This is a genomic window from Dendrosporobacter quercicolus, from assembly GCF_900104455.1.
Taxonomy (GTDB): domain Bacteria; phylum Bacillota; class Negativicutes; order DSM-1736; family Dendrosporobacteraceae; genus Dendrosporobacter; species Dendrosporobacter quercicolus.
Genome location: NZ_FNHB01000001.1, coordinates 1,242,859 through 1,262,920, shown reverse-complemented (window position 1 = coordinate 1,262,920; position 20,062 = coordinate 1,242,859). Strand labels below are relative to the sequence as shown.

The window sequence follows — 20,062 nt, the reverse complement described above, 5'->3', positions numbered from 1 at the left end:
AAGGAGGATATAATAATGAGCGCAAACAGAAAAAGTCCCGTTTTTCAAAACTTTAATCGAATGATGGCCAGCGGTCTTGACCACACCGATTATACCAGAATTATCGACAGAGTAGGCCGCGGTGAGGATCATGTAAGAGTCTGCGAGGAGCTTGGCGATAAATGGTTTGCGGCTGCCGAAGAAGAATTAAAAAACGGACACAGGGAGACGGCGCAAATATTTTTCATCAACGCTGCGGCGGTCTACCGGATCGGTGAATATGATATTATTGCGATAACGGATGAAAGGCTCAGAATCTATAGAAAGCTGTTGGACAGTTACTCGCGGGGCATTCAGTTATATGAGAATATGACGGCTGAAAAAGTATCGCTTCCTTATCATAACGCCAAGCTGAGCGGCTGGCTGCTGCTCCCCAAGCAGGCCCCGGGAGCTGTTCCGGTTGTTGTTGCCACAGGCGGTCTTACCGGATTTAAGGAAGAAGTGCATACGATAGCGGTGTCGCTGGTTGAGCGGGGGCTGGGCGTTTTTCTCATCGACGGGCCGGGGCAGGGCGAATCCTTATATTTTAATCAATCCTACTATGAAGTGGAGCATGAAAAAGCGTATGAGGTAATTTTCGATTACCTACTGAGCCGGAGCGCTATTGGTGGAAAAATCGGACTGTTTGGCGCTAGTTTCGGCGGCTATCTTGTTGCCCGTGCGGCAGGATTTTTGTCCGGTCAGTTAGGCGGCTGCGTATGTCGCGGCGGTTCCTATCAGCCGGAAGAAATGATTTCGGTTTATCCCAACGCCTTAGAGAAGCTGGCTATCCGCTTTGGCAAAGATATAGACTATGTAAAGGAGCATTTCCTGTCTAAAATGACGCTGGCCGGGATAGCCGAAAAAATAACTTGTCCGCTGCTCATTATCCACAATGAACAGGATCCTCTTTTCCCGGTGGCCGGAGCGAAACGAATTTTCCAGGAAGCTTCGTCGACGGATAAGACGTTAAAAATTTACCCGGGATTTGATCATTGTGCAACCTTCGATGCTACGGAAGTGCAGCGGTATCTGGTAGACTGGTTTGCTGACAGGCTATTTGCAAAATAGCTTTCTTTATACCGGTTATGCAATGCGCTGATAGAAGCTGAGCTGTTTCATTAAGAAACCTTGCTCAGCTTTTTTATTTATTGGAGGAATGATTGACAGAATTTTGTAATCAGTGATATGATTAAATCAATCGATTGATTGATTTATGAAAGAGCTGCGGTGATGAATGCTTGTGTAAGGTTCAGCCATCGTTTTGTCAGGCAATACTGTAGTTGAGAAAACCAATGCTCCGGGCATTCTGAATGAAGTTTTTTCGGCAGAGGTTTGGATTTCTATGGATTCAATATGGAGGGGCGAACATGAAGAATCAGGCCGGGTTAAAAAAAATCATGGGAATTGGCATAGTGTTATTGGTTTTGGCGGGGGTCAGTGGCTATAAGCTGTATTTGCCCGGGGAAAAGGGGATCACTGCCACCGGTACGGTAGAGGTGACGCTGGCTGATATTGTGCCCAAGACAAACGGCTATATGTCCGAGCTGAGCATTCAGGCGGGTGATACGGTTCAAGCCGGCCAGGTGATTGCAAGAATCAGCCGCAAGGATTTAAAGGCGCAATTGCTGGCTGATGAGGCCGCCTTACACAGGGCCGAATTGCAATTGGCGGATTATGAAAAAGGCGCGAGAGCGCAGGAGATTGAACAGGCCAAGGCGGAAATGGCATCAGCGCAGGCAACCTATCATAAAGCGAAAAATGATTTAAAACGTTATCTCGTTCTCTTTCAGGATCATGCAATTTCCGCGCAGCAGCTGGACGCTGTTCAGGCAAGTTATGATGTTGCCGAAAACAGCATGCTTGCAGCTCAGTCCAGAAAGAGCCTTGTCGTAGAAGGCACCCGTCCGGATATCATTGAAGCCCAGCGGGCCGAGGTGGAGCGCTTGCGGGCTGTGATTGACGTAACCCGTTCGGATTTGGCCGATACCGTTGTGAGCAGTCCGATGAATGGCGTGGTATTAACCAAAAATTTTGAAAATGGGGAGTACCTCAGCGTAGGTTCGGCGGTTGCTACGATTGGCGACTTAAGTGATTGCTGGGTCAAAGTCTATGTTTCTTCGGAACAGCTCGGCCGGATTCAATTAAATCAGCCGGTCGATGTTCACATTGACGCCTATTCCGACCGGACGTTTGCCGGTACCATTAAAGAGATTAGTCAAAATGCCGAATTTACCCCCCGCCAAAGCATAACCCAGCGGGAGCGGGCAAATTTGGTGTTTTATGTTAAAGTTAAGCTTGATAATTCTGACGGCGTTTTCAAACCGGGAATGCCTGCGGATGTGGTTATTCAATGATTGCCCTGAGCAATGTATCGAAGGCTTACCAGACCATACAGGCGGTAAATAATGTGTCGCTGGAAGTGAGAGCTGGTGAAATCTTTGGCCTGGTGGGACCGGACGGCGCCGGTAAAACAACGATGATGCGTATACTGACCGGGCTGCTGGCCCCCACTTCCGGAACGGTTAGCGTTATGGGTTCCGACAAGCTGGAAACAGCCAGGGAGCATATTGGCTATGTTCCGCAAAAATTCAGCCTGTATGGCGACTTAACCGTTTTGGAAAACATTCGTCTGTTTGGGGCGCTGTACGGCCAAAACAAAGAACAGATCGAAGTATTGGCCGAACATATTTTAGGATTTACCAAAATACTGCCGTTCAAGGATCGTTTAGCCGATCATTTATCGGGCGGTATGAAGCAAAAATTAGCACTGGCGGCCGGTTTAATGCACCAGCCCCGCCTCTTTCTGCTCGACGAGCCTACCACTGGCGTCGATCCGGTTTCCCGCCGCGAGTTTTGGCAAATGCTGTATAATCTCAATAAGGAAGGCACAACTATTTTTGTTTCGACTCCCTATATGGATGAAGCGGAGTTTTGTACGCGGATTGCGTTTATGCATCAAGGGCGCATTGTTTCCTGTGATTCGCCGCAGGGCTTACGCCAAAGATATCCCTATAAAGTGCTGGAATTGCGGGCAAGTGACCGCAACATAAAACGGCATTTGGCAGACTGTCCCATTCTGGACATCAATAGCTTCGGCGAGACCTATCATTTGGCGGTAAACAATGCCGGTGATGCGGCAACCAGGATCCGTCAGGCGCTAGCGGCGGCGGGCATTGCAATTACCGGACTGGAAGAAATAGAGCCTACCCTGGAAGATGTGTTTGTGGTATTGGCAAATGAGGTGGCTTAAATGTATGCCGTGGAAATCAACAATCTTTTCCGCCGTTTTGGCGGCTTTATTGCTGTAAATCATATTTCACTGAAAATCAAACAAGGCTCTATCTATGGCTTTCTCGGTCCGAACGGATCGGGTAAATCCACGACAATCCGGATGCTATGCGGTCTGCTGCAGCCAACTGCGGGGGAAGGGAAAATATTGGGCCTGGATATTATTCGCGACAGCGAAGCGATTAAACAAAAAATTGGCTACATGAGCCAGAAGTTCAGCCTTTACGATGATCTGACGGTTTTGGAAAATTTAAAGTTTTATGCCGGTATGTACAGCCTGCCGCGCAGCACGGCAAAAGAAAGAATTGAGGATATGCTGGTTCTGGCCGGGATCAAAGACCGGCGGCATGAATTGGCCGCCAATTTGTCCGGCGGCTGGAAACAGCGGCTGGCTTTGAGCTGTTCGATTATTCACCGTCCGTCAATCCTCTTTTTGGATGAACCGACCGGAGGCGTAGATCCTAAGTCGAGACGGCTGTTTTGGGATATTATTTATCAACTGGCCGGGCAAGGAACTACCGTTATGGTTACCACTCATTTTATGGATGAAGCTGAACATTGTGATATGATCGGCTTTATGTTTGAAGGTAAGTTAATTGCAAATGAAGCACCCTCGCGCTTGAAAAAGCTGATTCCGGGCGTATTGGTCCGCATTGATACCGCCGAACCCATGCAATTACTGGAGCAACTGGAAGAGGAGCGGATTTGCTGTCTTGACCGTTATCCATCCGGGGCCGGCGTACATATTCTTTTGGAAGCGCACCAGCTCGAGCAGCTATCTTCTTATAAATGGAAAAGAATCAATCCCGGTTTGGAAGATGTTTTCGTTTATTTAGTAAAGTGTCAGCGGGAGGGAGAAATAACATGAAAAGGCTGCGGGCAATCCTGATCAAAGAGTTCCTGCAAATGCGGCGGGACCGGTTGACGCTGGCGATGATGCTGCTGGTACCGGTCGCACAGCTTATGCTGTTTGGCTATGCAATCAATACCGACGTTAAGCATTTGCCGACCATTGTTTTTGACCAGTCCCTCCAGCAGGATAGCCGCGACCTGCTGAATTCTTTAACCGCCAGCGGGTATTTTGATATTCACTATACCGCCCGGAATTTCCAGGAGATCAATGAGGCGGTTGATTCCGGCAAAGCCAAGGTGGGGGTGATTATCCCTCCTGATTTTTCCAGTCAGCTAAAGCATGGGCGGACGGCGACCGTACAAATGATTGTAGATGCTTCCGATTCGCTGTCTGCTTCTTCAGCCATTAGTGCGGCTCAATTGGTCAGCCAATTGAAATCACAGCAAATATTGCTGCAAAAAATGAAGGGCTACACGGGCCATGCCGAACAAAGTCCGTATGAGATCCGTATCCGGCCCTGGTATAACCGGGATTTTGTGTCCGCATTTTATATGGTTCCGGGTATTACGGGCGTTATTTTAACAATGACCATGGTGATGATTACCTCAATGGCGATTGTTCGGGAACGCGAACGGGGGACGCTGGAGCAATTGATCGTTACGCCGATGAAAAGCTGGGAGCTTATGCTGGGGAAGATTATCCCGTACAGCATTGTGGGATATGTACAGGTTACCGTTGCCATTCTGGTAGGAATCGCCGCCTTTGACCTGCCGATCAGGGGAAGCCTTGTCCTGCTGTATGCGTTAACCTCTTTTTTTATTATTGCTTCCCTGGCGCTGGGCATATTGATTTCCACTGTAACAAAAACACAAATGCAGGCCATGCAGCTGTCATTTTTTATATTTTTGCCAAGCATACTGCTTTCCGGGTTCATGTTTCCCCGCGATGCTATGCCGGCAGTGTTTAACCTGCTTGGCAATGTCCTGCCGATTACCTTCTATTTGGAAATTATGCGCGGCATTATCCTTAAAGGGGTGGGCATCAGCGTATTGTGGCATAATGTTCTGGCTTTAATCGTTTTTATTGTTCTTGTGCTGACCATTAGCATAATGAAACTCCAGAAGAAAACTGCTTAATAAAGTTTAGCTTGTTTGATGAAACTAACCTAAATAAGCAGGTGGCTTACCCTCTCCAGTGATCGCAGCAATGTGGAGCGTTGACAGGAAAGCCGGGCACCCATGGAGCGCATCTGTATTTTATATCCGGTAACTGATATAATTTATACCAGCTGGTTCAAGGAGTTGCATATTATGGAGCATGATACTGCAGGCAGGATTGTGGCTATCGCTATTCCCCTGTTTGCGAAAAAAGGATATACTGCCGTCACAATACGGGAAGTAGGTGAGGCAGCCCAGATCAATAGTTCAGCTATTTCTTACTATTTTAAAAGCAAGGAAGGCCTTTATCAGGCGGTCCTGGAAAAAAGTTTTTTACCTGTCGCCGAACTGTTCCAAAGGGTAGATTCACTGTCCGGCCTGAACCCGGTGGAACGTATCGAACTGTATGCACAAACCATCGGCAAAATCCATCAAGAACAGCCTTTTTTAGCCCGGATTATTCACAGTGAGCTTGCCAATCCGACTTCTTGCGGTGAAAGAATAATTAAAAAATACATTTCAATGCTGTATCAGTTTGTTTCCTCGTCACTGCGTGAGGGCGTTCATAGCGGAGCATTTGCACCAGGGCTGAATCTTAGTTATGCGGCGTTGTCATTAGCCGGAATTATGAATTTTTATTTTCTTGTCATACCTCTGGTAAAAGAGTTTGTCCACCTATCGGAGGATTCCGACCAGGAATATATTATGCAGGCGTTAAAAATATATCTGGATGGGGTTAATGCAAGACCTTAGGGGCAATGGTGTTTCTGAGCTTACACTTTTAAATAGTGACGGGAAATCTTCTATCTGAGGCTGGTTAGTGCTGATGCGCCAGTCAGTCTTTTTTTGTGCATCCGGCATATGGGATACCACGTTTTGGCCGGGCGCCGGGCCGGTCTTCTGGCGAAGCGTCTTTGTTAAAATAAGTTAACTTTAGCGGTATTCGCTGACTCATGTAGGCGAACTTCTATAATTTAATTGTTGCCATTGCGAATAAGGAGTAGATGTTGATGAACTGGCTTGCTAATTTGAAAATAGTCTATAAACTAGGGTTCTGGTTTTATTGGCGGTGTTCAAGCCCTGTCCAAGCTGGCCCAGGAATTGCAGGCGGCGGTCGTACAATTCCGGGTATAAAGCAGCGGTTGATGGTTTACTGAAATAGTTAACTTCAATTTATATTGGGCAAAGCCTGGCTATGAGTAATACCGCAGGTTTTGCTTTTTTTGCGGCTGGCAAAGGACAGAATTAACGCAATGTTAACCTGGCGATAATGCTTGCCTTGCTGTTTTGTGTTATCTTGAAGTTGTAAGCTTCAAGGGTTTATCCGGCTGAAGCCCCAATCAGACAGCCCGGCAAGGACGTTTTATGAGAAAGGATGATTATTTTGAGCTATTTATCTGTAGCGGAGATCAAGCTTGGAATGACGCTCAATCAAGTATTGGCAAGTCCTGATGGAAAAATCGTTTTTGGCCAGGGTTCGATTGTTAATGAGCAGTTACTGGCCTGCCTGAAAAAGTGGAAAGTAGCAGGCGTTGATGTGGCCGAAGCGGAGACGGCTGAATTCAGCTTTGCGGAAATTGAAAAAATGATTGCCGATATTATCGGGTCTTTGTCGGAAAACCAGTCAACAGATCGGCCTCAGGCTGGGGTAAGCTGCATTCAGGAGTGAATCGGTATTAAACTGAATTTCTTGACAAAGGGCGCGCTTAGATTGCCTGGCGGATTTTATGGTAAGGGGAGAATTTTTTGCAACAGCCACTGAAAATTTTAATTAATGACGATTCTTTATTATTGAGAAAAAAACTGAGAGCGGAATTAGAGAATTTGGGATGCGAGGTATTTGAGGCCAAAGATGGACGGGAGGTCATCAAAGTCTATTCGCAGATTCGTCCGGACGGAGTATTGATGGATATTGTCATGCCCAATCTAAACGGTCTGGACGCTTTAAAAGAAATTAAGGCAATCGATCCCAAGGCCAGGGTAATTATGCTGTCTTCGACTGGAACGGCGGCCAAATTGCTGGAGGCGCTTAAACTCGGGGCGATGGATTTTATCCAAAAGCCGTATACCGGCAGTCAGATCGCCAAAGCCATCAAGGACATTGGCCGGAGGGAGAACTAAATGATTAGTCAATTTTTGGCGCAATATATACTGAACCAGGGACTGCTTGCTCCGGAACAAATACGGGAAGCGCTTGAGAGCCGGCGCGCAGTTCGACCCAAACTGGGTGTGCTGGCCATTGATCAGGGGTTTTTGACTGCGGTCCAGGTTGAGGAAATTCACCGGCTGCAGCATACTGTTGACAAAAGATTTGGTGAGATCGCTCTGGATAAAGGCTATTTGTCGGTTGAGCAGTTAGCTGCTCTTTTGGCTGCCCAGGAAAATGAACAGCTGAATTTCGGCCAGATATTGGTCGAACGGGGTTTTATGAGCTTCAAACAGCTGGAACAGGCTTTAGCCGGTTACAAACGCGGGAATACGCTCCAGCAGCATGCGGATATGCCGTTATTACAAGAGCATATCCGTTCCTGTTTAACCATTTACAGCCATGAAGATGCCGAATTATACACCGCTTATGTCGCATTATTTCTGCGGTCGATAGTCCGGTTTCTGGATGTTGTTCCCCTGGTGGTCGAGCCGGCCCGGCGGCAGAGCGGAGAGCAGTGGTTTGTTTCGCAAGACCTGACCGGAGACTTTGCTTTACAGAGCAGTTTTACTGCTGAGGATCATGTTCTGCTGGAATTGGCGCGCCGGTACAGCGGGGAAAGCATTGACGAATTGGATGCGCTTGCCCTGGACAGCGCCGGGGAATTTTTAAATGTTGCCAATGGTCTTTTTTGCATTAACCTTGCGAACCGGGGGCTGAATATCGAGCTTCAGCCCCCGGCGGCGGCAAAAGGCGCTGCCTTGGCGGAAAATGCTCAGCCTGCCTTAGTGATAGAGACCGGCTTCGGCAGAATCATGCTGCTGTTGGCCGGTAAATAAGCCAAAATTTGAAGGAACTGGATCAGTTGTTAAAACAGGCGTGCATGCGCCTGTTTTTGGTATCCTGGAATAGTATAATTATGATGCATTTAAAGGAAACTAATTGCCAGGGGGATTTTGCAGGCGCTTTGAGCTGCCGGTTGACAGTGCGGTTGAAGTGGAATTGATCGTTAAAGTGAAGGCTTAGTGATAACTCAGGGAGGGATTGGATGGCGAACGTAGTTGTAGTGGGCGGCGGCTGGGCCGGATGCGCGGCCGCTGTCGCCGCCAGCAAGGCCGGCATCGGAAAGGTTGTTTTGCTGGAACGTACCGATATGCTGCTGGGCACTGGCCTGGTAGGCGGGATTATGCGCAATAACGGCCGTTTTACGGCCGCCGAGGAAGCTATCGCGATGGGCGGGGGCGACCTGTTTCTGGCCGCCGATCAATGCACGCGCCATCGCAATGTCGAATTCCCCGGACATCAGCATGCCAGCTTATATGATGTTGCGGCAATTGAACCGGCGGTACGAACTGTTCTGGAAGCCTGCAAAATAGAGTATCATACGCTGGCCAGGGTGCGGGATATCACCATGACCGGGACGAGGCTGAATTCTGTGATTACCGACAGCGATGACGAGATTTATGGTGAGGTGTTTGTTGAAGCTACCGGTAGTGCCGGACCGCAGGGAAACTGCAGCCGGCATGGCAACGGCTGTGCCATGTGCATCATCCGCTGTCCGGCTTTTGGTCCCCGGCAAAGCATTGCCGGACGGGCCGGCGTCACCGAACGGCACGGGAAAAAGCCGGATGGTTCGACAGGCGCCATGAGCGGGTCCTGTAAAATTTTAAAAGAATCACTGGATCCGGCGATTGTGCATCAGCTGAATTCCACAGGCGTTGCGATTGTTCCGGTTCCGGAAGAGCTGCGCAAGGCGGATAGCTTATCAATCAAAGCCTGCCAGCAGTATGCCTTAAAGGAATTCGCCGAGAACATGATTCTTTTGGATACCGGTCATGCCAAACTGATGTCGCCTTACTATCCGCTGGACAAGCTGCGCAGCATACCGGGGTTTCAAAATGCCCGTTTTGAAGACCCTTATGCCGGCGGCGCGGGCAATTCGATGCGTTATTTTGATATGGCGCCGCATGACAATTCGCTTAAGGTGCATGGTCTGGACAATCTGTGGTGCTGCGGCGAGAAAGCCGGTTTGCTGGTCGGACATACCGAAGCGATTGTGACCGGGCTGTTAGCCGGACATAATGCCGCCCGTCAGGCGGCCGGGCGGAATCCGCTGGTTTTGCCGGAAAGTCTGGCCATTGGTGATGCCATTGCCCATGTAAACCGTCAAATGCAGACGGAGGCCGGCCTGCGTTTAAAATATACATTTTCCGGGGCTCAGTATTTTGACAGAATGCAGGCGCTGGGGTTGTATACCACCGATATTGCCGGCATCCGGGCGCGGGTGCGTCAGGCTGGAATGAGCAGCCTGTTTGCGGAAAACGTTTTTCAGCAGGCCGCTCAATTGTGTCGGTGATTTAGCATGAGAATCCGGTTTACAGTAGCTGCTTTTGGCCGTTCTTAGCTCCCCAAGCCTGCCGGGAGGGTTAGAGCGGCTTACTTATGGGAAAAATCCGAACGTTATTTCTGAGATTTGTTTTAAAGTTCATTTTTCATTGACAGCTTCTGACGTGTTCTGCTATTATAAGTGAGTAAAGTTCATCTGCTCGTATAATGATGAGGATATGGCTCATAAGTTTCTACCAGATAACCGTAAATTATCTGACTACGAGTGAAAGTGGTACCTAGGGTTCCGCATGGCCGGCGTTGTCCATGTATTTTCAGTGTCTGGCTGTGGCTGCGACCAAGTGGTACAAGTGTTGGCAGTATTGACGCTACACCGTTGGGACAAAAGCCCGGACGGGAATTTCGCTCACTTTAAGTAAGGCGATTTTCCCGTCCGGGCTATTATTATTTGGAGGTGAATGGTTAAAGTAAATGGTGCGCTTACTGCGGCGTTTTTACTCTTATTTCAGAAAAATTTAAGGAGATAGAATGAACATGCTGGATAAATTTTTTGCGCTTAGTGCGCGCAATACCGATGTTAAAACTGAAGTTGTGGCCGGTATTACAACCTTCATGACCATGGCTTACATATTATTTGTTAATCCGAGTATTCTGAGCTCAGCAGGCATGGACAAGAATGCCGTATTGCTGGCGACAGCCATTGGGGCCGGCCTGGTTACCATCATGATGGGGGTATTTGTCAATTATCCGATTGCGCTGGCGCCGGGGATGGGCCTGAACGCCTTTTATGCTTTTACCGTGGTCATCGGGATGGGGGTACCCTGGCAGGTAGCGCTGGGCGCTGTTTTTATTTCCGGTCTTATTTTTATTTTGTTAACCGTTACGCAGGTTCGTCAGCTGTTGGTTGAAGGCATGCCGTTTTCGCTGAAGCACGCCATCACCGTTGGCATCGGACTGTTCATTACCATCATTGGCCTAAAGCTTTCCGGAATTATGTCCATCCGGTTGTCGCTGATCCCGCCAACATTGGAAAAAATTGTCGCTGCCCACGGGAATGGTACGCCGCTGTCTTTTGAAACCATTATTGAATTGGGCGCTTTAGCCAATAAAGAGGTTTTGCTGGCCGTTTTTGGACTGCTGTTCATTGCCGCGCTGATGGCCCGTAATGTTCGCGGTTCCATGTTGATTGGCATTCTTACCACTACCGTTCTGGGCATTGCCATGGGGGTTGTGCAGATACCGGCCGGGTTTAGTCCTGTGGCGATACCTGATTTCAGCAACAATGCATTTTTCGAGCTGGATATCATGGGTGCACTGAATATGGGACTGATGACCATTATTTTTACCTTTACCTTTGTTGAGTTGTTTGACACGATGGGGACGCTGGTCGGTACGGCAACCAAGGCCGGCCTGGTGGATAAGAACGGTAAATTTCCCCGTATTGGCCGGGCAATGCTGGTGGATGCGTTTGGGGTAAGCTTCGGCTCGCTGCTGGGCACCAGCACCATTACCGCCTATGTGGAAAGCGCGGCCGGGGTTGGTGCAGGCGGCCGGACGGGTCTTACTGCCGTTGTCTGTGGTTTGATGTTTTTACTGGCGTTATTTTTTACACCGCTGGCTGCTTTAATTCCCAATGCGGCTACGGCTCCGGCGCTGATCATTGTTGGGGCGTTAATGATGGAAGGCGTCCGCAATATTGATTTTAGTGATTTCACCGAAAGTCTGCCGGCGTTTTTAACCATTGTCATGATGCCCTTTACTTACAGCATTGCCAACGGTATTTCCGCCGGCCTGGTCATGTATCCTGTGCTTAAGCTCATTACCGGCCGGGGCCGGGAAGTCCACTGGATTCTCTACATTCTCGCCATTTTGGTTGTCGCCAGATTTATTTTCCTGAATGAATAGCCTTACGTTTGCTGCTTCATCCGGCTCCGGCGCCAACCGGAGCCTGGATGGCAAGGCGTACTGAATTTGCCAATTAGCCAGCCGCATCATTTGGCGGCGGATTTGAATAGATCACTCAACTGAACAAGAGGAGGGGAGAGTAGCAAATGAAAGTTGCAATCATTATGGGCAGCGATTCCGACTGGCCGGTATTAAAGCCGGCGCTTCAGCTTTTAACCGAATTTGGCCTCGAAACCGAGGTGATTGTTGCATCAGCCCATCGAACTCCGGCCAAAGTTCATGACTTTGTTGCTACCGCGCCTGAGCGCGGCGTAAAGGTGTTTATCGCCGCCGCCGGCGCAGCCGCTCATTTACCGGGCGTGGTGGCCAGTATGACTACCCTGCCGGTGATTGGCGTGCCGATCTACGGCACTGCGCTCAACGGTTTGGACGCCTTGCTGAGCATTGTGCAAATGCCCTCGGGTATTCCCGTCGGCACAATGGCGCTCAATGGGGCCAAGAATGCGGCCATATTTGCCGCGCAGATTTTAGCGGTGGGCAATCCGTCCATTCAGGATAAACTGCTTGTTCATCGTCAGAATATGGTGGATGAGGTTGAGGCGAAAGCCGCCAAAGTACTAGCTGATCAATCATTTTAAAAGACCGGGAGGAATTATTGTGGAGAAACAGCCTTTATATGAAGGAAAAGCCAAACAGATTTATGCGACAGACAAGGCCGAAGAAGTATTGGTCTATTACCGGGATGATGCTACCGCTTTCAATGGGGAAAAGAAAGGCACAATTTTAAATAAAGGGATTCTTAACAATCGTATTTCATCATTCTTTTTTAGACTGCTGACCGAGCAAGGCATTCCCAACCATTTTATCAGCATGCCCAGCGACCGGGAGATGCTGGTGAAAAGCTTGAAAATTCTCCAGGTAGAAGTTGTTGTGCGCAATATTGCCGCCGGCAGCCTGGCCAAACGCATTGGCTGGGAGGAAGGGCGCAAGCTGCCTGCACCTGTCGTCGAGCTTTATTATAAGAACGATGAATTAGGCGATCCGCTAATTAATCATTTCCATATTCAGGCATTGAGACTGGCCACAGCCGAACAGGTAGCCGCAATGGAGCAGTCGGCGCTTAAGATTAATGACATCCTGACCGGGTATCTCAAGGAGAAGGATATTGAGCTGATTGACTTTAAACTGGAATTTGGCCTTTACCAGGGCCAGGTTATTCTGGGTGATGAAATTTCCCCTGATACCTGTCGTTTCTGGGACAGCAAAACAGGGGAAAAACTGGATAAAGACCGATTCCGCCGTGATCTGGGCAAGGTTGAGGATGCCTATAAAGAAGTATTGCACCGTTTAACAGGAGAGGTGTTATGATCGATGCCGTCCTGGATAAATTAAAGGAAGAATGCGGCGTTTTCGGCATCTATTCTCCGCAGGAGGATGTATCGCTGTTTACCTACTGGGGCCTGTACGCCCTGCAGCACCGGGGCCAGGAGAGTGCGGGCATTGCCGTGACCGACGGCTCCTGGATGGATGTGCACCGGGGGATGGGACTGGTCAATGAGGTGTTCCGGCATCAGCTGCCGCGGATGGACCGGCAGCGTATTGCCATCGGCCATGTCCGGTATTCAACCACCGGTTCCAGCCTGCTGGCCAATACTCAGCCGTTGATGGTTACTTATGCCGGCGGGCATATCAGTCTGGCGCACAATGGCAATCTGACCAATGCCAGTGAATTGCGCACTGAACTGGAACAGGCGGGCAGCGTTTTTCAGACTTCGATTGACAGTGAGGTTTTTGTCAATCTGATTGCCCGCTCCCGCAATCATTCCATTGAAGAAAAAATTATGGATAGTTTAAATAAGATCCAGGGCGCTTATTGTCTGGTTCTTATGACCGAGGAGAAGCTGGTGGGCGTGCGTGATCCGCATGGCTTCCGGCCGCTGTGCCTGGGCAAAGTCGGCGCAGGCTGGGTGATTGCCTCCGAGTCCTGTGCGCTGGATACCGTTGGCGCTGAATTTGTCCGTGACATCGAACCTGGTGAGATGGTGGTCATTGACGACAGCGGTCTCAAATCTTACCGCTTTGCTCCTGCCAACAAGCGGGCGCTGTGTATTTTCGAATATATCTATTTTGCCCGGCCGGACAGCGTCATTGACGGACAAAGCGTTCATGCCGCCCGGTTTGAAATGGGCCGGATGCTGGCGCGGGAAAGCGGTTTTACGGCCGATATCGTGATATCGGTGCCGGACTCGGGTACAACGGCTGCTTTGGGATTTAGCCATGAGTCGCGGATACCGTTTATGGAAGGTTTAATGAAAAACCGTTATATTGGCCGGACGTTTATTCAGCCTGAACAGAAAAAACGGGATTTAAGCGTCAGGCTGAAGCTCAACGCCGTCAAATCGGTAGTGAAGGGCAGATCGGTGATCATGGTCGATGATTCTATCGTCCGCGGCACGACCAGCGGTAAAATCGTCCGTATGCTGAAGGAAGCGGGAGCAACCGCCGTTCATATGTGTGTCAGCTCACCGCCGATCGGTTTTCCCTGCTATTATGGAATTGATACTTCAGTTCGCAAAGAACTGATTGCCGCCTCCAAGCAGGTTGAAGAAATCAGGGAATATATTGGCGCGGACTCGCTCCACTTTTTGTCTTTGCAGGGACTGTGGGATTCGGTGGGCGGCGTTCATTCTGAAGATATGTGTCATGCCTGTTTTAGCTGTAAATACCCTGCCTCCATACCGTGTGAGGCATCCTGTGCCAGCAATAAATATGTCTTTGAAGAGCGCAGGAATCAGGCGTAATGTTGATGCCCCTGGGTGAAGAATACCGAATGGAGGATGTTCATGAGTAATATAAAAGATAAGGCCCTGACTTATCGTGAGGCCGGGGTGGACATTGACGCCGGCAACCGGGCGGTTGATTTAATGAAAAAACATGTCCGGGCTACTTACCGGCCGGAGGTATTGGGCGATATCGGCGGCTTTGGCGGCTTATTCGCCCTGAATGCCGGCCAGTATAGCCAGCCGGTGCTGGTTTCCGGCACCGACGGGGTTGGCACCAAGCTGCGGCTGGCGTTTATGCTCGACCGGCATGATACCATTGGCCAGGATGCCGTCGCCATGTGTGTGAATGATATTCTGGTTCAGGGAGCCGAACCGCTGTTCTTTTTGGACTATCTGGCGGTTGGCAAACTGGAGCCGGAAAAAGTGGCTGCTGTGGTCAGCGGCGTAGCTCAGGCCTGCACGGCCTCGGGTTGTGCCCTGCTGGGCGGAGAAACGGCTGAGATGGCCGGGTTTTATCCGGATGGAGAGTATGATATTGCCGGTTTTGCGGTTGGTATTGTCGACAAACCTAAAATGATTACCGGGGAAAAGATTAAACCGGGCGATGTACTCATCGGTTTGCCGTCAAGCGGCCTGCATTCCAACGGGTTTTCGCTGGTAAGGAAAATTTGTTTTGAACGCAAGCAGTTCCCTGTTGATCAATATATCCCGGAGCTAAGCAAAACGCTGGGTGAGGAACTCCTGACGCCCACCCGTCTTTACCCTAAAATGTGCCTGCCGCTGATTCGCTCCTGCACGATTCATGGCATGGTTCATATTACCGGCGGCGGTTTCTATGATAATATTCCCCGCGTTCTGCCGCAGGACTGTTCAGTGGAAATTGATACCGCCGACTGGCCCAAACCGCCGGTATTTGCCCTGCTGCAGGAGTGGGGCGGTGTAGACTGGCCGGAGATGTACCGGACGTTTAATATGGGCATTGGCATGATCCTGGTGGTGCCGGCAAATGCTGTTGATGATGTCCGGCGCAAGCTGGCCGATCAGTCCGAGGAAAGCTATGTGATCGGTAAAGTGATTGCCGGAGGCCGGGAGGTACACCTCAGGGGAGGCGTATTTGGTGTCTGAAAAAGTGGTATTGGGCATTTTGGCCTCCGGTCGCGGCAGTAATCTGCACTCTATTGCGAAAGCCGTTCAGTCCGGTCAACTGGCGGCAAAAATTGGTGTGGTCATCAGTGACAAACCGGCGGCCAATGCCTTGAACCTGGCGGCTGATTTCCAGCTGCCGGCTGTTTGCGTTGACCGGAAACAGTATCGGACGCAATTGGAGTTTGAGCAGGCCCTGGCGAATGAGCTGCAGCTGCATCAGGTTAAACTGGTTGTTCTGGCTGGTTTTATGAGAATTCTAAGCCCTTACTTTGTCCATTTGTTCGCCAATCGCATCATGAATATTCATCCGTCGCTGCTGCCGGCTTTTCCCGGCAAAAACGCACAGGAGCAGGCCATTCGTTATGGCGCTAAATTATCAGGCTGTACCGTTCATTTTGTCGATGAAGGCATGGACAGCGGTCCGGTTATTTTACAGCAGGCAGTGCCGGTTTTTGCTGAGGATACGCCGGACAAGCTGGCTGAACGGATTTTGCAGCAGGAGCATCAAGCCTATCCTCAGGCCATTAAACTGTATGCGGAAGGTAAATTGCAGATTGACGGCCGTTTGGTGAAAATCACTGAATAGGTTAATCTGTACCGGCATTCTATTAGGATCGCGAGGGATAAATATATGAACGTGAGACGCGCTCTGATCAGCGTATCTGATAAAACCGGGGTGGTCGCATTTGCCCGTCAGCTCCACCAACTGGGAATTGAACTTATTTCCACCGGGGGAACGATGAAAACACTGCGGGAAGCCGGCATACCGGTAACTTATGTCAGTGATGTTACCGGGTTCCCGGAAATTATGGATGGGCGGGTAAAAACGCTCAATCCCTATATTCATGGCGGAATTTTAGCCATCCGGGATAATGAAGAACATATCGCCGCGATGGAAAAACATCATATTCAGGGAATTGATATGGTTGTGGTCAATCTTTATCCTTTCCGTCAGACGGTTGCCAGACCTGATGTTACCTTGGCCGAGGCTGTTGAAAATATCGACATTGGCGGACCGGCCATGATCCGGGCAGCCGCCAAAAATTTCAACTATGTGACGGTAGTGGTAAATCCGGAACGTTATGGGGACATTATCGGGCAGTTAACCGGCGATAAACGGCAAATCAGCGTCGAGCTCCGCATGGCCCTGGCCCGGGAGGCCTTTAGCCATACAGCGGAATACGACGGCTATATCAGCAGCTATCTGGCCGGCCAGCTGGGTGAAGGTCAGTTTCCGCAGACAATGCAACTGGTGCTGGAAAAGGTGCAGGACCTGCGTTATGGTGAAAACCCCCATCAGCCGGCGGCCTTTTACCGGGAAAAGCATTTTGCCGGAGCCGGCATAGCCAAGGCCCGGCAATTGCATGGCAAGGAATTGTCTTTCAATAACATTGCCGATGTTGAGGCTGCTTATGCCATTGCGGCTGAATTTGATCAACCGGCGGCAGCTATTATTAAACATACCAACCCTTGTGGCGCAGGCGTTGGCGAGACATTAGCCGAAGCCTACGGCAAAGCTTATCAGGCTGACCCGGTTTCGGCCTTTGGCGGCATTGTCGCGCTTAACCGGACCGTAGACGAGGAGACCGCCCGTCAGCTTAGCGCCATTTTTATTGAGGCGGTGATTGCCCCCGGGTTTGAACAAGCCGCCCTGGAAATTTTAACACAAAAGAAAAATATCCGGCTGCTGACGGTTGAATTAGCGGCCGGCGGCCGGCCGCCGGGGCTGGATTATAAAAAAGTTTCCGGCGGTTTTTTGGTGCAGGCCCTGGATGTGGCTGATGCCGCTCCGGCTGAGCTAAAGATTGTTTCTAAGCGTCAGCCCACCGGGGAAGAGTGGCGGCAGTTAACGTTTGCCTGGAAAATTGTCAAGCATGTCAAATCCAACGCTATTGTGGTAGCCGGCGGCAATCAGACGTACGGCGTAGGCGCAGGTCAGATGAACCGGGTTGGCGCAGCGGCAATTGCCCTGGAACAGGCTGCCGGTAAAGCGCAGGGCGCAGTTCTGGCGTCAGATGCTTTTTTCCCGTTTCGCGACACTGTTGATACGGCGGCTAAGGCGGGAATTACCGCAATTATCCAGCCCGGCGGGTCGGTAAAGGACGCTGAATCCATTGCTGCCGCCAATGAACATGGCATTGCCATGATTTTTACCGGAATGCGGCATTTTAAACATTAAGTGCAGCCTGCTTAAGGAGTGATTGTGTGCGAATTTTAGTAATTGGCGGCGGCGGACGCGAGCATACGCTGGTATGGAAAATTGCCATGAGTCCGAAGGTCGGGAAAATTTACTGTATTCCGGGAAATCCGGGAATTGGCCAAATTGCCGAATGTGTTGATATCAGTATTGCCGATAATGCGGCGCTGGTTGATTTTGCCCGGACAAATCATGTTGATTTAACTGTTGTCGGTCCGGAACTGCCGCTCACCAATGGCCTTGTTGATGCCTTTGCCGCTGCGGGACTGAAGGCTTTCGGTCCCACTCGGGCAGCGGCTGAACTGGAAGGTTCCAAAGCTTTTGCCAAAGAGTTAATGCAAAAATATGCCATTCCCACCGCTGGCTTCGCTGTTTTTACCGATGCCGCCAGTGCTAAAGCGTTCATCCGGAAAACCGGCGCGCCGGTAGTGGTAAAAGCCGATGGCTTAGCTGCCGGCAAGGGCGTTGTGGTCGCAATGACGATAGACGAAGCCTTTGCGGCGGTAGATATGATGATGCGCGATCAGGCGTTTGGTTTGGCCGGCAGCAGGGTAGTTATTGAAGAATATCTGACTGGCGAGGAAGCTTCGCTGTTGGCCTTTACGGATGGCTATACCGTTGTGCCGATGATTTCGGCCCAGGATCATAAACGGGCTTATGATGGCGACCAGGGACCCAATACCGGCGGCATGGGTACTTATGCCCCCGCGCCGGTGGTGACCCCGGCGGTGCTGGAGCAGGTCAGGCAGCAGGTGCTGCAGCCGGCGGTTGATGCCATGCGGCAGGAGGGGAGGCTTTATCGCGGTTGTCTTTATGCCGGTTTGATGATCAGTGAGAAAGGTCCCAAGGTGATTGAATTTAACGCCCGCTTCGGTGACCCGGAAACACAGGTAGTGCTGCCGCTGCTGGCCAGTGATTTGGTTACTGTGATGGAAGCCTGTATTGATGGAACGCTGGCTGATCTGGAAGTGGTCTGGGAAGACCAGGCTGCCGTTTGCGTGGTAATGGCAGCCGGCGGATACCCGGGCAGCTATGCCACCGGCGACGTCATCAGCGGCATCGAACGGGCTGAACAGGCCGGAGCTATGGTATTCCAGGCCGGGACGGCCGCTAAAGAGGAAACGATTGTCACCAATGGCGGCCGGGTTTTGGGCGTTACCGCAAAAGCGCCCACCATTAAAGCCGCTGTGGAAAAAGCCTATGCCGCCCTGCAGGAAATCAACTTTATTGATATGCATTACCGCAGGGATATTGCTCACCGGGCAATGGAAAAGCGCAGTTAAGTATTCTTTCTTAACAAACAGGGAGACCGGTTCCTCGTTTGCAAAAGCAAACAAGGTGACCTGTCTCCCTTTGTTTTTGTTAAGCCTTAAGTAACACCGAGGAGCGGGAGATCGTTATGTAGAAGGACGGCCCAGAGCGGGGCTAGTGCTGATGCCTTCACGGGCATACATTGGACGGAGGTTAAGCAACAGCGGCGCAGCACTTAAATGCTCTCCTCCGGGTTTTTACCTGACAGCTTTGAACGTTGGCGACGCCCCGTTTATCCTGTGCGGTAATTTATTGGTCCTTATGAAACAAATAGAGGTAAGAGTTGCAATTTTGGCGAATAATAATTGGAATAGATTGAATTGATGGAGATGTGAGGTCATGGAGATCACCGGCTTAATGCTGAATGTTATCGTCATCCTGCTTTTGCTCGGCGGTATTGGTTTTACGCTGATTGGCCTGCCTGGCAATGTTTTAATATTTTTAACGGCTTTAGGGTATGGCTATTTAGAGGGCTTTGTGCATATTAATTATCAGACCCTTTTACTGTTGCTGGCAGCGCTGATTTTGGGGGAACTGGTGGAATCTTTTGCCGGAGCCGTAGGCGCGAAAAAGGAAAAAGCGTCGTTTCGGGCCATCATTGCGGCTTTTTTCGGCGGGATAATCGGCGGCATTATCGGCACTGGCATCCTGCCGGTTGTCGGGTCCATTGGCGGCGCAATATTAGGGGGCTTTGCCGGCAGTTATCTGGCTGAATACACCAAGCATCAGAATTTGGATAAGGCCGGCCGTGTGGCGCAAAGTGTAATTAAGGCTCAGCTGATTGGCCTGGTCATCAAATTTGCTATCGCCATTACTATGATCATTTACATATTGGTCCATCTGCCCTGGCGGGAATTTTTTTAGCTTCCAGGCAGGAATAGCCGCCCGGGCGGCAGTAAAGACTACAAA

General features: G+C 50.2%; 19 protein-coding genes and 1 riboswitch. All 19 genes read left to right on the top strand.

Annotated elements, in window-relative coordinates:
* The first annotated feature begins 15 nt into the window (after window positions 1–15).
* The 19 genes from BLR06_RS05815 to BLR06_RS05725 all read left to right on the top strand — a co-directional run bounded on the left by BLR06_RS05815 (window position 16) and on the right by BLR06_RS05725 (window position 20,017).
* Complete coding sequence (locus BLR06_RS05815) at window positions 16–1,089, top strand: alpha/beta hydrolase family protein (RefSeq protein ID WP_173812643.1); 1,074 nt, start codon at window positions 16–18, stop codon at window positions 1,087–1,089.
* A gap of 299 nt (window positions 1,090–1,388) precedes the next feature.
* Window positions 1,389–2,375 carry an HlyD family secretion protein gene (locus tag BLR06_RS05810; RefSeq protein ID WP_092069502.1) on the top strand — a complete coding sequence of 329 codons (987 nt, stop codon included), beginning with the start codon at window positions 1,389–1,391 and terminating at the stop codon, window positions 2,373–2,375.
* Window positions 2,372–3,271: an ABC transporter ATP-binding protein gene (locus tag BLR06_RS05805; protein WP_092069499.1), complete on the top strand. Its 900-nt coding sequence runs from the start codon at window positions 2,372–2,374 to the stop codon at window positions 3,269–3,271. The genes BLR06_RS05810 and BLR06_RS05805 overlap by 4 nt, the downstream gene beginning before the upstream one ends.
* Entirely contained in the window at window positions 3,272–4,177 is a 906-nt protein-coding gene (locus BLR06_RS05800) for an ABC transporter ATP-binding protein (protein ID WP_092069497.1), read from the top strand. It abuts the gene before it with no gap.
* Window positions 4,174–5,298, top strand: a complete 1,125-nt coding sequence (locus BLR06_RS05795) for an ABC transporter permease (protein ID WP_092069495.1) — start codon at window positions 4,174–4,176, stop codon at window positions 5,296–5,298. Before BLR06_RS05800 ends, BLR06_RS05795 begins: the two co-directional genes overlap by 4 nt.
* A 174-nt stretch (window positions 5,299–5,472) precedes the next feature.
* The gene (locus BLR06_RS05790) at window positions 5,473–6,072 is read left to right on the top strand and encodes a TetR/AcrR family transcriptional regulator (RefSeq protein ID WP_173812641.1); all 600 of its coding nucleotides are present in this window, start codon (window positions 5,473–5,475) and stop codon (window positions 6,070–6,072) included.
* 631 nt (window positions 6,073–6,703) lie between these two features.
* Window positions 6,704–6,988: a hypothetical protein gene (locus BLR06_RS05785; RefSeq protein ID WP_139164440.1), complete on the top strand. Its 285-nt coding sequence runs from the start codon at window positions 6,704–6,706 to the stop codon at window positions 6,986–6,988.
* Window positions 6,989–7,065: 77 nt separating this feature from the next.
* Window positions 7,066–7,440 carry a response regulator gene (locus BLR06_RS05780; RefSeq protein ID WP_092069486.1) on the top strand — a complete coding sequence of 125 codons (375 nt, stop codon included), beginning with the start codon at window positions 7,066–7,068 and terminating at the stop codon, window positions 7,438–7,440.
* Complete coding sequence (locus BLR06_RS05775; protein WP_092069483.1) at window positions 7,441–8,304, top strand: cyclic di-GMP-binding domain-containing protein, MshE-related; 864 nt, start codon at window positions 7,441–7,443, stop codon at window positions 8,302–8,304.
* 209 nt (window positions 8,305–8,513) lie between these two features.
* On the top strand, window positions 8,514–9,821 hold the full coding sequence (locus BLR06_RS05770; protein ID WP_092069480.1) for an FAD-dependent oxidoreductase: 1,308 nt from the start codon (window positions 8,514–8,516) through the stop codon (window positions 9,819–9,821).
* A 170-nt stretch (window positions 9,822–9,991) separates the two neighbouring features.
* Window positions 9,992–10,093: riboswitch (purine riboswitch) on the top strand.
* A gap of 252 nt (window positions 10,094–10,345) precedes the next feature.
* A complete protein-coding gene (locus BLR06_RS05765; RefSeq protein WP_092069477.1) occupies window positions 10,346–11,716 on the top strand; it encodes an NCS2 family permease in 1,371 nt (456 codons plus the stop codon).
* 146 nt (window positions 11,717–11,862) lie between these two features.
* Window positions 11,863–12,354: a 5-(carboxyamino)imidazole ribonucleotide mutase gene (gene purE, locus BLR06_RS05760; protein ID WP_092069474.1), complete on the top strand. Its 492-nt coding sequence runs from the start codon at window positions 11,863–11,865 to the stop codon at window positions 12,352–12,354.
* Between the two features lie 19 nt (window positions 12,355–12,373).
* A complete protein-coding gene (gene purC / locus BLR06_RS05755; protein WP_092069471.1) occupies window positions 12,374–13,084 on the top strand; it encodes a phosphoribosylaminoimidazolesuccinocarboxamide synthase in 711 nt (236 codons plus the stop codon).
* Complete coding sequence (gene purF / locus BLR06_RS05750) at window positions 13,081–14,517, top strand: amidophosphoribosyltransferase (protein WP_092069468.1); 1,437 nt, start codon at window positions 13,081–13,083, stop codon at window positions 14,515–14,517. The genes purC and purF overlap by 4 nt, the downstream gene beginning before the upstream one ends.
* Window positions 14,518–14,559: 42 nt before the next feature.
* Window positions 14,560–15,624 carry a phosphoribosylformylglycinamidine cyclo-ligase gene (purM, locus tag BLR06_RS05745; protein ID WP_092069465.1) on the top strand — a complete coding sequence of 355 codons (1,065 nt, stop codon included), beginning with the start codon at window positions 14,560–14,562 and terminating at the stop codon, window positions 15,622–15,624.
* Window positions 15,617–16,231: a phosphoribosylglycinamide formyltransferase gene (purN, locus tag BLR06_RS05740; protein WP_092069462.1), complete on the top strand. Its 615-nt coding sequence runs from the start codon at window positions 15,617–15,619 to the stop codon at window positions 16,229–16,231. Before purM ends, purN begins: the two co-directional genes overlap by 8 nt.
* A 45-nt stretch (window positions 16,232–16,276) precedes the next feature.
* Window positions 16,277–17,824: a bifunctional phosphoribosylaminoimidazolecarboxamide formyltransferase/IMP cyclohydrolase gene (purH, locus tag BLR06_RS05735; protein ID WP_092069459.1), complete on the top strand. Its 1,548-nt coding sequence runs from the start codon at window positions 16,277–16,279 to the stop codon at window positions 17,822–17,824.
* Window positions 17,825–17,850: 26 nt separating this feature from the next.
* Window positions 17,851–19,125, top strand: coding sequence for a phosphoribosylamine--glycine ligase (purD, locus tag BLR06_RS05730; RefSeq protein ID WP_092069456.1), 1,275 nt, complete (start codon window positions 17,851–17,853; stop codon window positions 19,123–19,125).
* A gap of 367 nt (window positions 19,126–19,492) precedes the next feature.
* Complete coding sequence (locus BLR06_RS05725; RefSeq protein ID WP_092069451.1) at window positions 19,493–20,017, top strand: DUF456 domain-containing protein; 525 nt, start codon at window positions 19,493–19,495, stop codon at window positions 20,015–20,017.
* Window positions 20,018–20,062: the final 45 nt, after the last annotated feature.

What these genes read in the sequence shown, in the direction of transcription:
- BLR06_RS05815 (WP_173812643.1), top strand. Translation starts at nt 16, where the DNA reads ATGAGCGCAAACAGAAAAAGTCCCGTTTTTCAAAACTTTAATCGAATG.
- BLR06_RS05800 (WP_092069497.1), top strand. Translation starts at nt 3,272, where the DNA reads ATGTATGCCGTGGAAATCAACAATCTTTTCCGCCGTTTTGGCGGCTTT.
- purF (WP_092069468.1), top strand. Translation starts at nt 13,081, where the DNA reads ATGATCGATGCCGTCCTGGATAAATTAAAGGAAGAATGCGGCGTTTTC.
- BLR06_RS05770 (WP_092069480.1), top strand. Translation starts at nt 8,514, where the DNA reads ATGGCGAACGTAGTTGTAGTGGGCGGCGGCTGGGCCGGATGCGCGGCC.
- BLR06_RS05725 (WP_092069451.1), top strand. Translation starts at nt 19,493, where the DNA reads ATGGAGATCACCGGCTTAATGCTGAATGTTATCGTCATCCTGCTTTTG.
- BLR06_RS05805 (WP_092069499.1), top strand. Translation starts at nt 2,372, where the DNA reads ATGATTGCCCTGAGCAATGTATCGAAGGCTTACCAGACCATACAGGCG.
- purE (WP_092069474.1), top strand. Translation starts at nt 11,863, where the DNA reads ATGAAAGTTGCAATCATTATGGGCAGCGATTCCGACTGGCCGGTATTA.
- BLR06_RS05795 (WP_092069495.1), top strand. Translation starts at nt 4,174, where the DNA reads ATGAAAAGGCTGCGGGCAATCCTGATCAAAGAGTTCCTGCAAATGCGG.
- BLR06_RS05810 (WP_092069502.1), top strand. Translation starts at nt 1,389, where the DNA reads ATGAAGAATCAGGCCGGGTTAAAAAAAATCATGGGAATTGGCATAGTG.
- BLR06_RS05790 (WP_173812641.1), top strand. Translation starts at nt 5,473, where the DNA reads ATGGAGCATGATACTGCAGGCAGGATTGTGGCTATCGCTATTCCCCTG.
- purH (WP_092069459.1), top strand. Translation starts at nt 16,277, where the DNA reads ATGAACGTGAGACGCGCTCTGATCAGCGTATCTGATAAAACCGGGGTG.
- purM (WP_092069465.1), top strand. Translation starts at nt 14,560, where the DNA reads ATGAGTAATATAAAAGATAAGGCCCTGACTTATCGTGAGGCCGGGGTG.
- BLR06_RS05775 (WP_092069483.1), top strand. Translation starts at nt 7,441, where the DNA reads ATGATTAGTCAATTTTTGGCGCAATATATACTGAACCAGGGACTGCTT.
- BLR06_RS05765 (WP_092069477.1), top strand. Translation starts at nt 10,346, where the DNA reads ATGCTGGATAAATTTTTTGCGCTTAGTGCGCGCAATACCGATGTTAAA.